This is a genomic window from Cupriavidus sp. FW305-F7, from assembly GCF_058782875.1.
Window position 1 is genome coordinate 131,549 of the sequence record NZ_JBYSYC010000001.1, and the last position, 15,221, is coordinate 146,769.

The window sequence follows — 15,221 nt, forward strand, 5'->3', positions numbered from 1 at the left end:
CATGGGCTGGCTAAATGACGATGTGGCGCTGGTCACCGGGGCTAACTCCGGCATCGGACTGGCAGTGGTGCGGCGCTTCCTGGCCGAAGGGGCCAGGGGGATCGGCGTGCTGGTGCGCAGCGCCAGCGGTGCCGACAGCCTGCGCAAAGAGTTTCGCGAAGGTGTGGCCATCACTGTCGGCGACGTGCGCTCGCCGGAGGCCAACGCCGAAGCCGTGGCCAATACGCTTAAGGCCTTTGGCAAGCTCGATACGCTGGTCGGCAACGCGGGTGTGTGGGACTACTTTGCGCCGCTGCGCAAGTTCGTTGACGGGCAGCAGGCCGCGGAAACCTACCGGGAAGTCTTCGATATCAATGTGCTGGGCTACCTGCTGGCGGCCTATGCAGCGGCGCCTGCGCTGCGCGAAAGCCGCGGCAGCATGATCTTCACGCTTTCCAATGCGGCGTTCTATGCCGGTGGCGGCGGCCCCGCATACGTGGCGTCAAAGCACGCTTGCGTCGGGCTGATCAAGCAGCTCGCGTATGAACTGGCACCGGATGTGCGCGTCAATGGCGTTGCGCCAGGCGGCACGGTGACGCCGCTGAAGGGACCGGAGTCGCTGGGCAAGCAGGACGCAAAGCTGTCGGAGATTCCAGGCTTCAGCGATGCCGTGGCTGACGCGGTGCCGCTCGGCTTCATTGCGCAGCCGGAGGACCACACCGGGCACTACGTGCTGCTCGCCTCCCGTACCAATTCGCCGGCCACCACGGCAGCCATCCTGCAAAGCGATGGCGGCTGGGAAGTGCGTGGGCGGCCCGCGCGACGACCGCGCGACTGAAAGAAATAACGAAGATATGAACGCCCCCATTCCAAATTCCGCCTCGGCGCACGCAGCGTTGCGCGCGACCTTCTCCGCTGCGCGCCTGCCGGTGATGGCCGCACCGATGTTCCTGGTTTCTGGCCCTGAACTGGTGTGCGCCAGCCTCAGCGCGGGCATCATCGGCACCTATGCCGCGCCCAACGCTCGAAATATCGAGGCGCTAGACCAGGCGCTTGCGCAGATCTCCGCGCATGCCAAGGATAGCCCGACGGTGCCGTGGGCACTGAACATGATCGTGCACAGCAGCTACGACCGCTTCGACGCCGAGATGGCGTTGGTCGAGCGCTACCGGCCCGGCATTGTCACCACTGCGCTGGGCAGCCCACGCCGGGTGCTGGATCGGGTGCACACCTATGGCGGGCTGGTGATGGCCGATGTCATTTCGCCGGCACTGGCGCGCAAGGCCATCGAGGCTGGCGTGGATGGCCTGGTGCTGGTGAGCAGCGGTGCCGGCGGTCATACCGGCCAATACCACCCGTTCTCGTTCCTGGCCGAGGTGCGCGAGTTCTGGGACGGCCCCATCGGCCTGGCCGGTGCCATCTCCAGCGGCGCACATATCCGTGCGGCACAGTTACTCGGTGCCGATTTCGTGGTGGTCGGCACCCGGCTGATTGCAACGCCGGAAAGCATGGTGCCCCAGCAATACCGCGACCTGCTGGTGGCGAGCCGCATGGAGGATCTCGCGCTGTCCAGCGCCGTCTCCGGCGTGCCGGCCAACTGGCTCAAGCCGACGCTCGAGGCCGCCGGCTTCACGCCCGAGCAACTCAAGGTGGAAGGCAGGATCGATTTCTCTGGCGATATCGTGGCGGCACCAAAGGCCTGGAAGGACGTCTGGTCTGCCGGGCATGGCGTCGGCGCGGTGCGCACGGTGGCCACTGTCGCACAGGTGGTGGCGGAGCTGGAGACGGACTATATCGCCTGCCTGCGTGGCGAGCAGGCTGCCACGGCTGCGCTGATGCACCGTTACACCGGCAGCCCCGCGTCGGCCTGAACCGGCCTGACGTGTCCTGAAGTGCAGTAACGGGACGGACAGACGCACACGCGCGACGTCCCCAGAATCAAACGACAAGGTAGACACAGGATGACAGCCCCTCGTATCCAACAGGCAGCCGACGCGCTGCACCAGGCCCGGCAAGACCGCGCGCCGATCCCGCGTATCTCCGAGTCCTACGGCATTGCCAGCCTTGACGACGCCTATGCCGTTGCCGAGGTCAACACCCGGCGTGGCGTTGAGGCAGGCAGAGTCATCAGCGGCAAGAAGATTGGCCTGACGTCGGTTGCTGTGCAGAAGCAGCTCGGCGTCGACCAGCCCGACTTCGGCGTGCTCTTCGCCGACATGGAGTACGTCAGCGGCATGGCCGTGCCCGTCTCCACGCTGATCCAGCCCAAGGCGGAAGGGGAGGTGGCCTTCGTGATGGGCAAAGACCTCGAAGGCGACCTGACCTGGGGCCGTTTCCTGAGCGCAATCGAGTATGCGCTGCCGGCGATCGAGATCGTTGACAGCGCGATTCAGGACTGGCGCATCACGCTGGTCGACACCGTTGCGGACAATGCCTCTTGTGGTCTCTACGTGCTGGGGGCAGACCCGAAGCGCCTGACCGACGTGATCCTGCCGGAATGCGGCATGCGCTTCCTGCGCAATGGCGAGGTGAGTTCGGAGGGCAGCGGCGCTGCCTGCCTGGGTCACCCCCTGAACGCCGCTTGGTGGCTGGCTCAGACCATGCTCAAGGTGGGAGCGCCCCTGCGCGCCGGCGACGTCGTGCTTTCTGGTGCATTGGGACCCATGTTTCCGATCCGGGCGGGGGAAGACTTACTGCTTGAAGCAGGGGGGCTCGGGCGGGTGAATTGCCGCACTGAGTAAATCAATCGTCGTTCCCGCCTCCGAGAGCGGGACGCTGGAGACAATATGAAACAAGCAATCTTCAAGGCGGCAGCCATCGTGCTGGCCACCTCGGCAGCGCTTACCGTTTTTTCGGGCAAGGCGCAGGCACAGTCCGGCGAGATCACCATCGGGGTGACGCTATCCGCAACCGGCCCGGGTGCGTCCTTGGGCATTCCCGAGAAGCAGACAATTGGCATGTTGCCGAAGACGCTGGGCGGCAAGCCCGTGCGCTATGTGGTGCTCGATGACGGCACCGATCCTACCGCAGCATCGAAGAATGCCCGCCGTCTGATTGAGGAAGACAAGGTTGACGTGATCATCGGCTCGTCAACCTTGCCGGCCTCCATCGCGGTGGCCACGGTGGCGGCCGAAGGCAAAACTCCCGCGATCGCGCTGAGCCCGTTCGTGCCGAAGCCGGGCTGGCTGGCCTGGTCGTTTTCATTGCCCCAGCCGGTAGGCGTAATGTCCGCCGCGCTGCTGGATGACATGGCTGCAAGGAAGGTGCGTACGCTGGCGTTCATCGGCTACAACGACTCCTACGGCGAGGCCTGGCTGAAGGATATCCAGCCGCGAGTCGAGGCGGCCGGCATCAAACTGGTGGCAACCGAGCGCTTTGCCCGCACCGACCAGTCCGTGGCCGGACAGACGGTCAAGGTCATGGCGTCCCGGCCCGACGCCGTGCTGATCGTCGCCAGCGGCACGCCGGCGGCGTTGCCGATGTCGGCACTACGGGACCGCGGCTTCAAGGGTGCTATCTACCAGACGCACGGTGTCGCCAACAATGACTTCCTGCGCGTGGGCGGCAAGGCTGCCGACGGCGTGGTGCTGCCCGCGGGTGCCCTGCTGGTGGTCGAGCAGTTGCCGCTATCGCACCCGAGCAAAGCGGTGGCCGCTGACTTCATCACCCGTTATGAAGCCAAGTACGGCGCCGGCTCGCGTGACTTATTCGCCGGCTATGCATATGACGCGTACCTGCTGCTGGACAAGGCAGCGGGCTCGGCGGCCAGGACGGCGCAGCCAGGTACGCCGGCATTCCGGCAAGCACTGCGCGACGCCATCGAGGGCACCACCGACCTGCCGGCAACGCATGGCGTCATCAGCGTCAGCAAGACCGAGCATTCGGTCTATGACAGCGCAAGTCGGGTGTTGGTCAAGATTCAGGATGGCCGCTGGAGGATCGCGAAATGAATGCCGTCGCTTCCCGCCAGCTCGGCGACTGCCCGGCCGACGCCACCCGCCAGGCCCGCCCGGTTCCGCTGTCTGCTCCCGATATCGCTATCGACCGGCGCGAGGATGGCAGCTTCGTCCTGCGCTCCACCCAGGTGCTGCAGCCCTATGTGCGCTGCATCGGCGACTGGCTGCAGTACTGGGCGCAAGAGGATGGCAGCCGCACGTTCCTGGCAGAGCGGTGTGGGGAGGGCTGGCGCCGCGTAAGCTACAGTGAGGCACTGGCCGCCGTCCGCCGCATTGGGCAGGCCCTCCTGGACTTGCGGGTTGTCGAGGACGCCCCGGTCGTGGCGCTGTCCGAAAACAGCGTTAACCTGGCCTTGCTTTCGCTCGGCGCCATGCATGTCGGCCGGCGTATTGCGGTGGTGTCATCTGCCTACACCGTGGTTGCCAAGGACCATGGGAAGCTGCATGCCATTCTCGATCGGCTGCAGCCAGGTCTGCTCTATGCGGAAAATGCCACGCAATATGGCGCGGCGATCTTCGCGTGGAAGCCGGCGTGCCCGGTGGTCTTCACGGAAGCAGCAGAGGGCGATGCACTGCCTTTCAGCACGCTGCTAGACACCGCGCCTCGGGTTGAGGTCGATGCTGCGTTCGCCGCAGTCGGCAGCGACACGGTCGCCCGCATCCTGCTGACTTCCGGGTCGACCGGCGTGCCCAAGCTGGTGCCGAATACCCATCGCATGCTGTGCGCCAATCAGCAGATGATCGCGCAGTGCTGGCCCTTCGTCGACAAGGCGCACCCCGTTGTGCTCGACTGGCTGCCATGGAGCCATACGTTCGGCGCCAATCACAACTTCAACTTGGTGCTGCGCAATGGCGGCACACTGTACATCGATAGCGGTCGTCCGGCACCGGGGGCAATCGAGGCCACGCTGAAAGGGATTCGCGAAGTCAGGCCTACGCTGTTCTGCAATGTCCCACGCGGCTACGACGTGCTGTTGCCCTACCTGGAGGCCGACGAATCGCTGGCCCGGGCGCTGTTCGGACGCCTCGACATGCTCTTCTTCGCCGCTGCGGCACTGCCTCAGCAATGCGCGGAACGACTGCGCGCGGTTGCAGCGCGGGTTCGAGACGTGCCGCTGTTCTTTACAACCGAGTGGGGTTCGACGGAAACCTCGCCGGTCGTCACCAGCGCACACTTCCGGACCACGGAGACCCGCAATATCGGTGTGCCGGTGCCCGGCGTGGAACTGAAGTTCGCCCCCTGCCAGGACAAGTACGAACTGCGCGTGCGAGGCCCCTCGATCTTCCCCGGTTATATCGGCGACGAAGCGAAGACACGCGAGGCCTTCGACGAAGAGGGGTTCTATTGCATGGGAGACGCCGGCAAGCTTGCCGATATGGCGGACCCGAACGCCGGCGTCATCTTTGACGGACGCGTATCCGAGGACTTCAAGCTCACCACTGGCACGTGGGTGTCGGTCGGTACGTTGCGTATCGCGGCGGTGTCAGCCATGACGCCCTATGCCCAGGACGCAGTCGTTTCAGGCCATGACAGGGCGGAGGTGGGCTTGCTGATTTTCCCTACGGCGGCGCTTCGAGCGCTGGCCGGCGACGGCGGAGGCAGCCTGTGCGGCAAGTCGCTGGGACAGCATCCGGCCGTGCGGCAGGTGCTCAGCGAGATCCTGGCCGCCCTGTGCAAGGGCGCCGGCAGTTCGCAACGGCCAGCCCGCGCGGTGCTGCTCTCCACGCCGCCCTCGATTGAGCAAGGCGAGATCACCGATAAGGGCTATATCAACCAGCGCGCCGTGCTGACGCTGCGCGCCGATGACGTCGAGCGGCTTTACTCCGACTGCACGTCGGTCATCTATCCCCTCTGAAACCGGTCTGGAACAGACAGGAACAAATAAGGAAGCAGTCATGACTCGAAAACTGAAGGCCGCCATCATTGGCTCCGGCAACATCGGCACTGACCTGATGATCAAGATTCTCCGCCATGGGCGCCATATCGAGATGGGAGTCATGGTCGGTATCGACCCCGCATCGGATGGCCTCGGGCGAGCGTCGCGCATGGGCGTGGCGACGTGTGCCACTGGCGCGGCAGGCCTGAAGGAAATGCCGGAGTTCGCCGATATCGACATCGTGTTCGACGCCACTTCTGCAGGTGCGCACGTGCAGAACGACAAGCTGCTGCGCGAAGCCAAGCCCGGAATCCGCATGGTCGACCTGACGCCGGCCGCGATCGGCCCTTACTGCGTGCCAGTCGTCAACCTTGAAGCACATCTCGACGCGAATAACGTCAATATGGTGACGTGTGGCGGCCAGGCCACCATTCCCATGGTGGCTGCGATCGCTGCGGTAACCAAGGTGCACTACGCCGAGATCGTAGCCTCGATCTCCAGCAAATCGGCCGGCCCGGGTACGCGCGCCAATATCGATGAGTTCACGGAAACCACCTCGCGCGCGCTCGAAGTGGTGGGTGGCGCAACCAAGGGCAAGGCCATCATCGTCCTCAATCCCGCCGAGCCGCCACTGCTGATGCGCGACACCGTCTATACACTCTCAGAACCGACTGATACCGACAAGGTGGAGCGCGCGGTGGAGGCGATGGTGGCGGCCGTCAACCGCTATGTACCGGGCTATCGTCTGAAGCAGCGCGTGCAGTTCGAAACCTACGGTGCGGACCGGCCGCTGAACATCCCCGGCGTGGGCAAGCTGCCGGGTCTCAAGACGACGGTGTTCCTGGAGGTGGAGGGTGCCGCGCACTACCTGCCGTCCTATGCGGGGAACCTCGACATCATGACTTCCGCCGCGCTCGCCACCGCCGAAAAGCTGGCGGAGCGCCAGATCGCTGCCGCCGGCGCTGCGGCTTGAATTCCAGACAGGACACCAAGATGACTACCAAGCTCTATATCTCCGACGTGACGCTGCGCGACGGCTCGCACGCCATCCGTCACCAGTACAGTGTTCCGCAAGTTCGTGCGATCGCCAAGGCGCTGGACGATGCTCGCGTCGATTCGATCGAAGTGGCGCATGGCGATGGACTGCAGGGATCATCGTTCAACTATGGATTTGGCGCGCATACCGACCTGGAGTGGATCGCAGCCGTGGCGGAAACCGTCACGCACGCGAAAGTGGCCACGCTGCTTCTGCCGGGCATCGGCACCATCCACGACCTGCGCGCCGCCTATGACGCGGGTGCCCGCGTTGTACGCGTCGCGACCCATTGCACCGAGGCCGACATCTCGCGCCAGCATATCGAGTACGCCCGCGAGCTCGGCATGGACACGGTCGGCTTCCTGATGATGAGCCACATGACCACGCCGCAGGTGCTGGCGCAGCAGGCGAAGCTGATGGAAAGCTACGGCGCCACCTGCATCTACGTCGTTGACTCCGGCGGGGCCCTCACCATGGACGGCGTGCGCGACCGCTTCCGTGCGTTCAAGGACGTGCTCGATCCCGCCACGCACACCGGCATGCACGCCCACCACAACCTGAGCCTCGGCGTGGCCAACTCCATGGTCGCCGTGGAAGAGGGCTGCAACCGCATCGATGCCAGCCTGGCTGGCATGGGCGCGGGGGCCGGCAACGCGCCGCTTGAAGTCTTTATCGCCGCGGCGGAACGCATGGGCTGGAACCACGGAACCGACCTGTACAAGCTGATGGACGCCGCCGACGATCTGGTGCGCCCGCTCCAGGACCGGCCGGTGCGCGTGGACCGCGAGACCTTGGCGCTGGGTTACGCCGGGGTCTATTCGAGCTTCCTGCGCCATTCGGAGGTAGCCGCGGAGCGCTATGGGCTGAAGACCGTCGATATCCTGGTCGAACTTGGCCGGCGTCGCATGGTCGGTGGCCAGGAGGACATGATCGTGGACGTGGCCCTCGACCTGAAGTCGCAACAGAACACAGCCGGATAATCCCATGTCGCAGGAACAGACCCTCGAGCGGCCGGGCGTGGCGGCAGAAGCCAGGTCCCACGCGGAACACCGTATCACCTTTGCACCGGCCGGGGTCACGCTCGACTGCGCACCGGGCCAGTCCGTGCTCGAAACGGCCCTGGGCGCCGGCTTTTTCCCGAAGCACAGTTGCCGGCGCGGCGAATGCCACGCCTGCTGCGCGCCGATTAAGAGCGGGTCCGTGTCCTACCCGGAGGGTTTCGAGCCGGAAGGCGTCCCGGTAGGACACTGCCTTACCTGCATGGCAAGGCCGGAGGGGGATGTGGTCATCGAGGCGCCCGAGGTGTCGGCGGTGCCCGGACGGCGCGTCGTGCAGGCTGGCGCCCGGGTGTTGTCGGCCGACCGCGTCAGCCATGACGTGACGGTGGTGCGGCTGCAGGTGCCGCCCAACGCTGGCTTCGATTTTAAGGCGGGGCAGTACTGCGACGTGCTGCTGCGCGACGGCACCCGCCGCAGCTACTCCATGGCCAACGCGCCGGACGGCAGCGGGACGATGGAGTGGCATGTCAGGGCGCTGCCCAAAGGGCGGTTCTCGACCCATGTCTACCAGGCGCTGAAGCCCCGCGACATGCTGCGGGTGGAGGGGCCTTTCGGCGCCTTCGTCCTGTCTGAAGCCGACAAGCCCGTCATCCTGCTGGCGTCCGGCACCGGCTACGCGCCGATCGCTTCCCTGATGAAGACCCACGGCCAGGCGCTGCAGGCACGCGGCGCGGTGTTGTACTGGGGCGGCCGCAGACGCGAGGACTTGTATGCAATCGACGAGGCGCAGAAGTGGGACGCGCTCGCGGCACGCCTGCGGTTTGTTCCGGTATTGTCCGAGCCGGATGCCGACTGGCAGGGGCGCAGCGGCTTCGTGCATGAAGCGGTCGCGCATGACTTCCCGGACATGAGCGGGATGGAGGTCTATGCCTGCGGAAACCCGCTGATGGTGGACGCCGCCCGCGCAACCTTCACGCGCGAGCATGCCTTGCCGGACGGATCCTTCTTCAGCGATGCCTTCATTACCGCGGTGACCGACCCCAGGCCCGCCATATAACCCGCCGCGCGGGCACCAAGAAGTACCACCAGAAGTCCAGGCGCCCGGATGGCGCCGAAGGACTCAGCTTTCGATAGCAGCGCGCCCATGCCGGGCGCCTGACCGAGGTACGAGGAGACAACATGGATATCACAACCGCCGCCCTGCTGGCGCAGGACGGCATCACTTCAGGCGCGGTGTATGGCCTGCTCGCGCTGGCCCTGGTGCTGGTGTTTTCCGTCACGCGGGTCATCTTCCTGCCACAGGGCGAGTTCGTTGCCTATGGCGGTCTCACGCTGGCCGCGATGCAGGCGGGGCATGCACCGCAGACCAGCCTGCTGCTGGTCGGCATGGGTGTGCTGACTTTCATCTTCGATCTCGTGGCCGTGATGCGCAGCCGCGATTTGCGCCGGGCCGCGCCGCGCCGCATCGGCGTGCTGGCGGTGAAGTACCTGCTGTTCCCTGTCGCGGTTCACCTGTCGGCGCAGACCTGGGGCGGCCAGCAGGTACCGATGGCGGTGCAGGTCGCGCTGACGCTGCTGATCATCATCCCGCTCGGGCCGATGCTGTACCGGGTCGCCTACCAGCCGCTGGCCGAAGCCAGCACCCTGGTGCTGCTGATCGTCTCGGTCGGCGTCCACTTTGCGCTGGTGGGGCTGGGCCTGGTGATGTTCGGCGCGGAGGGCTCGCGCACCGCGTCATTCTCTGAGGCGTTCTTCGAACTTGGCACCATCAACGTCTCCGGCCAGAGCCTGTGGGTGGTGGGCGTGGCGGGCTTGCTGATCGCGGCGCTTTACTTCTATTTCGAACGGACCCTTCCCGGCAAGGCACTGCGTGCCACGGCGGTCAACCGGCTGGGTGCCCGGCTGGTCGGCATCGGCACCACGCAGGCCGGGCGGCTGTCGTTCACGCTCGCCGCGGCGATCGGCGCACTGTGCGGAGTCCTGATTTCACCGCTGACGACGGTGTACTACGAGTCCGGCTTCCTGATCGGCCTGAAAGGCTTTGTCGGCGCTATCGTCGGCGGACTGGTCAGCTATCCGCTGGCGGCCGCCGGCGCGCTGCTGGTCGGCCTGCTCGAATCCTATTCCTCGTTCTGGGCCAGCGCCTACAAGGAGGTCATTGTCTTCACGCTGATTATCCCGGTGCTGTTGTGGCGATCGGTCGTCAGCAAGCCGGTTGAGGAGGAATAAACCATGGAAATCGCGACGAACAAAGACCAGCGTGTCGGCGGTCTACCCGGCACGCGTTCCTACGCGATCGGCGCACGGAGCATCGTCTGCTGGTTGCTGCTGGCGATGCTCCTGCTGCTGCCGGTACTGCCCACGCCGGAATTCTGGATCACGTTAGGCAACTACGTCGGTCTGTACAGCATCGTGGCGATCGGGCTGGTGCTGCTGACCGGCGTGGGTGGCATGACCTCGTTCGGGCAGGCCGCGTTCGTGGGGCTGGGCGCGTACAGCACCGCGTACCTGACCACGCAGTTCGGGCTGTCGCCGTGGTTCGGGCTGCTGCTTGGGCTGGTGATCACGGTGGCCTCGGCCTATGTAATCGGGCTGATCACGATGCGCATGTCCGGGCACTACCTGCCGCTGGCGACGATCGCGTGGGGCCTGTCGCTGTTCTTCCTATTCGGCAACCTGGAGTTCCTGGGCAAATATGACGGGCTGAACGGTATTCCGGTGCTGTCGTTCTTCGGCATCGAGCTGCAATCGGGCCGCTCGATGTTCTACCTGATCTGGGCGGTGGTGCTGGTGTCCGTGCTGGCGATGCAGAACCTGCTGAACTCGCGTCCGGGCCGCGCTATCCGCGCACTGAAAGGCGGTGGTGTAATGGCCGAGGCGATGGGGGTCAATACCGCGTGGATGAAAGTGGCGATCTTTGTCGTCGCGGCGATCCTCGCGTGCGTATCGGGCTTTCTGTATGCGCACCTGCAGCGCGCGGTGAACCCGACGCCGTTCGGCCTCAACTACGGTATCGAATATCTCTTCATGACAGTGGTCGGCGGCGTCGGCCACGTATGGGGCGCAGTATTAGGTGCGGGCATCCTGACCATCCTGAAGGATGTGCTGCAGGGCGTGCTGCCCAAGCTGCTCGGTGCCAACGGCAACTTCGAAATCATCGTCTTCGGCGTGCTGCTGGTGCTGCTGCTGCAGTACGCGCGCGATGGCATCTGGCCGTTCCTGCGTCGCCTAGTCCCGTCGGGCCCGCCGGTGCTGGCGCCGGCGCAGGCCGAGGCACTGGCCGTGCGCCAGAAGCCCGAGGCGGGCGAGCTGATCCTCGATGTGCGCGCCGCGCGCAAGGAGTTCGGCGGGCTGGTCGCGGTCAACGATGTCAGCTTCCAGGTGCGCGCCGGCGAGATCATCGGACTGATCGGCCCCAACGGTGCCGGCAAGTCCACCACCTTCAACCTGGTGACGGGCGTGCTGCCGGTCACGCGCGGAGAAGTGCGCTACCGCGGCGAGCTGATCTCGGGCCTGCCGTCGCGCGAGATCGTCAAGCGCGGCATCGGCCGCACCTTCCAGCATGTGCATTTGCTGCCGACCATGACGGTGCTCGAGAACGTGGCCATCGGCGCGCACCTGCGCGGCGACTTCCGCGCCCAGGGTGGCGTCTCGGCGGCGATCCTGCGCATGAACAAGGCCGAGGAAGAGAAGCTGCTGTTCGAAGCGAAGCGCCAGCTTGAACGCGTGGGCCTGGCCGACTGCATGTACATGGAAGCCGGCAGCCTCGCGCTGGGCCAGCAGCGGATCCTGGAGATCGCGCGCGCACTGTGCTGCGACCCGGCGCTGCTGCTGCTCGACGAGCCCGCCGCGGGCCTGCGCTACAAGGAGAAGCAGGCGCTGGCCGAACTGCTGCGCAAACTCAAGGGCGAGGGCATGAGCGTGCTGCTGGTCGAGCACGACATGGACTTCGTGATGAACCTGACCGATCGCCTGGTGGTGATGGAATTTGGTACGCGCATCGCCGAAGGCGTGCCGGAGGAAGTGCAGAAGAACCCCGCGGTGCTGGAAGCGTACCTGGGCGGCGTGGAGTAAGGAACTGATATGAGCCTGATCCTGGAAGTGAAGGACCTCCACGTCCGCTACGGCAAAGTGGAAGCGGTGCACGGCGCCAACCTCAAGGTCGAGGCGGGCAAGATCGTCACCGTGATCGGCCCGAACGGCGCCGGCAAGTCGACCATGCTCAATGCCGTGATGGGTGCGCTGCCGGTCAGCGGCTCGGCGACGGGGACGGTGAACTACCTCGGGCATGATATGGCCGGCATTCCGGTCGAAGGCCGCGTCGCGCGCGGCATGTGCCTGGTGCCGGAGAAGCGCGAGCTGTTTGGGTCGATGACGGTGGAGGACAACCTGCAGCTTGGCGCCTTCCGCCGCAAGCACGCCGGGGAGAAGAACTACCTGGACCAGATGGACGTGGTCTACGACCTGTTCCCGCGCCTGCGCGAGCGAGCCCGGCAGGACGCCGGCACGCTCTCCGGCGGCGAGCGCCAGATGCTGGCGGTGGGCCGCGCCCTGATGGCCAAGCCGCAGCTGCTGATGCTGGACGAGCCCAGCCTTGGCCTGGCGCCGTTGATCGTGAAGGAGATCTTCCACATCATCAGCAACCTGCGCCAGACCGGCGTGGCCACGCTGCTGATCGAGCAGAACGCGCGCGCCGCGCTGCAGGTGGCGGACTATGGCTATGTGATCGAGACCGGGGACATGGCAATGGAAGGGCCGGCGGAGGAACTGGAGCGCAATCCCAAAGTGATCGAGACATATTTGGGGCTTGCCAAGAAAGCGGCCTGACAAGGCTGACCCATGGCTTGTAGACGAAAAGAATTATCACCCGCAGGAAAGAGGGGATGTCTGCAATGAAGTTGAAGCGAACGGGATTTAAGTCTCACGCTGCGCTCGTTGGAATGACTGCGATTGCGCTTGCGCCAGGCCTGGTGCAGGCGCAATCGTCGGTAACGGTGTATAGCGTGGTCGATACCGGCATTGAGTACGTGAACAACGTGGGCGTAGCCAAAGACAATGTGTTTCGTATGCCTAATGTTACCGGCACGGTCCCCTCGCGTTGGGGGCTGCGCGGGACAGAAGACCTTGGTTCTGGGCTGAAGAGTGTATTCGTCCTCGAGTCCGGCTTTGCGCCCGATTCCGGAACTTTGGGGCAAGGAGGGCGCTTGTTCGGGCGACAAGCATTGGTTGGTCTGGCTGGGTCTTGGGGGCAAGTCGCCTTCGGACGTCAGTACACGATGACCTTTTGGGGAACGCTTGATTCCGACATTCTGGGTCCGAACGTATATGGATCCGGGTCGCTCGACAGCTACTTGCCCAATGCACGCGCGGACAACGCTGTCACCTACAAGGGGACACTCGGCGGCCTGACCGTGGGAGGTAGCTACAGCTTTGGTCGCGACGCAGTCAATGCCGGGCCCAGCCCGGTCGGCACCAACTGCGCCGGGGAAAATCCAGGCGACAAGTCGGCATGCCGGGAATGGTCCGCGATGATTCAATACGCGACCAAGGTATGGGGGGTGTCAGCCGTCTATGACTCGTTGCGTGGCGGCGCGGGGGCATTTGGCGGCTTGACGAATAGCGGCTTCAAAGATGACCGACTTTCAGTCGGCGGCTATGTCCTGCTGGACGGGGCAAAGATCGGTGCTGGCTTGATCCGACGTGACAACGAAGGCAGTAGCACGCCTCGCAGCGACCTTTGGTACGGCGGCGCGTCTTATGACATCACTCCCGCGTTCACCGTATCCGGGCAGGTCTATTATTTGAAGTTCCATAACAGCGACAATAAGGCCATACTGTATGCCGCGCGCGCATCGTACACTTTCTCGAAGCGAACATCTGTCTACGCAACCGCGGGCTTTATCGATAACGGTGGTCAGCTCGCCTTGTCTGTAAGTAGCGGGGCGGCTGGCAGCGCCCCCGCGCCTGGTGGCAACCAGTTTGGCACCATGCTCGGCGTCAAGCACGTATTTTGAGCTTACAGGTAGGCCGAGAGCGCCCCTCGGCCTACTTCGCAATCACATGGGCGTATCCGGAGACAACCGTGTTTACATACCCACTTTCTACTCGCTGGGCCGTCTGACCCCTCGTGCAAACACCCCGACGCGGCTCGCTCTGGGCGCATCGCTTCTGATGGTCTTAAGCGCGCGTGGCGGCGGAGATGACCCCTGCGATGAATGTTGGCGCAACGCCGCAGACCTTCGCCAATTCGTGCGCGGCGCTGGCCGGCAAGCCGGCGCGACAGGGCAGCGTGGTCAGCGCTGTCCACTCCCCCGCCGCCAACAACCTCCCTGAACTGTGCACCGTCATGGGACGATCGAATAAGGGGTCTCTGCATAATGAAAGCTGAAGGTTTGATTGAAGGTTTCACCCGCCACCGCCTACCGGGAGATGGTGTCACGATCGATGTGTTGGTCGGTGGAGATGGTCCTCCGTTGCTGCTGCTGCATGGCTACCCGCAGTCGCGCATGGCCTGGGCAAGCGTTGCGCCGGCTCTGGCTCGCAGTTTCACTGTTGTAGTACCTGATCTTCGCGGATACGGCCGGTCGGACAAGCCGGCCGCCGTGCCTGGCTCCGGACTGTATTCGAAGCGGATGATGGCGAACGATCAGGTGGCTGTCATGCGTGGCTTGGGGTTCTCGCGCTTCATGGTCGCTGGTCATGATCGCGGAGGCCGTGTTGCATACCGCCTCGCTCTCGACCATCCTGACGTGGTAGAGCGGATCGCCGTACTTGATATCGTGCCAACGGCCAACGTAGCGGAAGCGAATGCGCTGGCGATGCGCTCGTTGTTCCACTGGACACTCTTGGCGCAACCGTCGCCAGTACCGGAGCGCCTGCTCGCTGGAAAGACCGATGTACTGCTCGACATTCTCTTGCACAACTGGGCCGCACCAGGCTTCCGCTTCCCCGAGTCCGCAATAGAAGACTATTTGGTGACATTTCGCGAGCCGGAAACATTGCATGCAACATGCGAGGATTACCGTGAAAGCTGGCTCCATGATCTGACAGCCGATGGTGCCGACCGTGCTGCAGGGCGCCGTATCCGACAACCGCTCTTGGTGCTTTGGGGTGAGCATGGGTCCGCAAGCAAGGCGAATCCGCTCAGCATATGGGAGGACTGGGCGACGGATGTCGCTGGTCACTCGGTCCCTGGGGGACACTTCCTTCCGGAAGAATCCCCGACGCAAACGACGCAAGCACTAGAGAAATTCTTTAGCGCAGGAAAGCCGTAACAACGGAACTGCCCCGCATCGTTTGCTGGCTACCGAAATGCCCGCTTGTGGCCAGTCGCCAGCTCGACGACGGCTTCTGGCTTGCCGAGCCGGTCGTGGCT

The 15,221-nt window shown here is 64.6% G+C and carries 13 protein-coding genes; all 13 read left to right on the plus strand.

What is annotated here, in order from left to right:
• The first annotated feature begins 1 nt into the window (after position 1).
• Positions 2-817, plus strand: coding sequence for a 3-(cis-5,6-dihydroxycyclohexa-1,3-dien-1-yl)propanoate dehydrogenase (gene hcaB / locus AC3WL8_RS00600; RefSeq protein WP_492377731.1), 816 nt, complete (start codon positions 2-4; stop codon positions 815-817).
• A 16-nt stretch (positions 818-833) separates the two neighbouring features.
• Complete coding sequence (locus AC3WL8_RS00605; protein ID WP_492377732.1) at positions 834-1,850, plus strand: NAD(P)H-dependent flavin oxidoreductase; 1,017 nt, start codon at positions 834-836, stop codon at positions 1,848-1,850.
• Between the two features lie 90 nt (positions 1,851-1,940).
• Positions 1,941-2,720, plus strand: coding sequence for a 2-keto-4-pentenoate hydratase (locus AC3WL8_RS00610; RefSeq protein ID WP_492377733.1), 780 nt, complete (start codon positions 1,941-1,943; stop codon positions 2,718-2,720).
• 45 nt (positions 2,721-2,765) lie between these two features.
• A complete protein-coding gene (locus AC3WL8_RS00615; RefSeq protein WP_492377734.1) occupies positions 2,766-3,929 on the plus strand; it encodes an ABC transporter substrate-binding protein in 1,164 nt (387 codons plus the stop codon).
• Positions 3,926-5,791, plus strand: coding sequence for a feruloyl-CoA synthase (locus AC3WL8_RS00620; protein WP_492377735.1), 1,866 nt, complete (start codon positions 3,926-3,928; stop codon positions 5,789-5,791). Before AC3WL8_RS00615 ends, AC3WL8_RS00620 begins: the two co-directional genes overlap by 4 nt.
• A 40-nt stretch (positions 5,792-5,831) precedes the next feature.
• Complete coding sequence (locus AC3WL8_RS00625) at positions 5,832-6,785, plus strand: acetaldehyde dehydrogenase (acetylating) (protein WP_492377736.1); 954 nt, start codon at positions 5,832-5,834, stop codon at positions 6,783-6,785.
• A gap of 20 nt (positions 6,786-6,805) precedes the next feature.
• Positions 6,806-7,828, plus strand: a complete 1,023-nt coding sequence (gene dmpG / locus AC3WL8_RS00630) for a 4-hydroxy-2-oxovalerate aldolase (RefSeq protein WP_492377737.1) — start codon at positions 6,806-6,808, stop codon at positions 7,826-7,828.
• 4 nt (positions 7,829-7,832) lie between these two features.
• A complete protein-coding gene (locus tag AC3WL8_RS00635) occupies positions 7,833-8,903 on the plus strand; it encodes an FAD-binding oxidoreductase (RefSeq protein ID WP_492377738.1) in 1,071 nt (356 codons plus the stop codon).
• Positions 8,904-9,025: 122 nt separating this feature from the next.
• Positions 9,026-10,075, plus strand: coding sequence for a branched-chain amino acid ABC transporter permease (locus AC3WL8_RS00640; protein ID WP_492377739.1), 1,050 nt, complete (start codon positions 9,026-9,028; stop codon positions 10,073-10,075).
• Positions 10,076-10,180: 105 nt separating this feature from the next.
• Positions 10,181-11,920, plus strand: coding sequence for a branched-chain amino acid ABC transporter ATP-binding protein/permease (locus AC3WL8_RS00645; RefSeq protein WP_492377793.1), 1,740 nt, complete (start codon positions 10,181-10,183; stop codon positions 11,918-11,920).
• A 9-nt stretch (positions 11,921-11,929) separates the two neighbouring features.
• Positions 11,930-12,673, plus strand: coding sequence for an ABC transporter ATP-binding protein (locus AC3WL8_RS00650; RefSeq protein WP_492377740.1), 744 nt, complete (start codon positions 11,930-11,932; stop codon positions 12,671-12,673).
• Between the two features lie 65 nt (positions 12,674-12,738).
• Positions 12,739-13,860 carry a porin gene (locus tag AC3WL8_RS00655; RefSeq protein WP_492377794.1) on the plus strand — a complete coding sequence of 374 codons (1,122 nt, stop codon included), beginning with the start codon at positions 12,739-12,741 and terminating at the stop codon, positions 13,858-13,860.
• 363 nt (positions 13,861-14,223) lie between these two features.
• Positions 14,224-15,120 (plus strand): alpha/beta fold hydrolase, encoded by an 897-nt coding sequence (locus AC3WL8_RS00660; RefSeq protein ID WP_492377741.1) that lies wholly within the window; start codon positions 14,224-14,226, stop codon positions 15,118-15,120.
• Positions 15,121-15,221 lie beyond the last annotated feature (101 nt).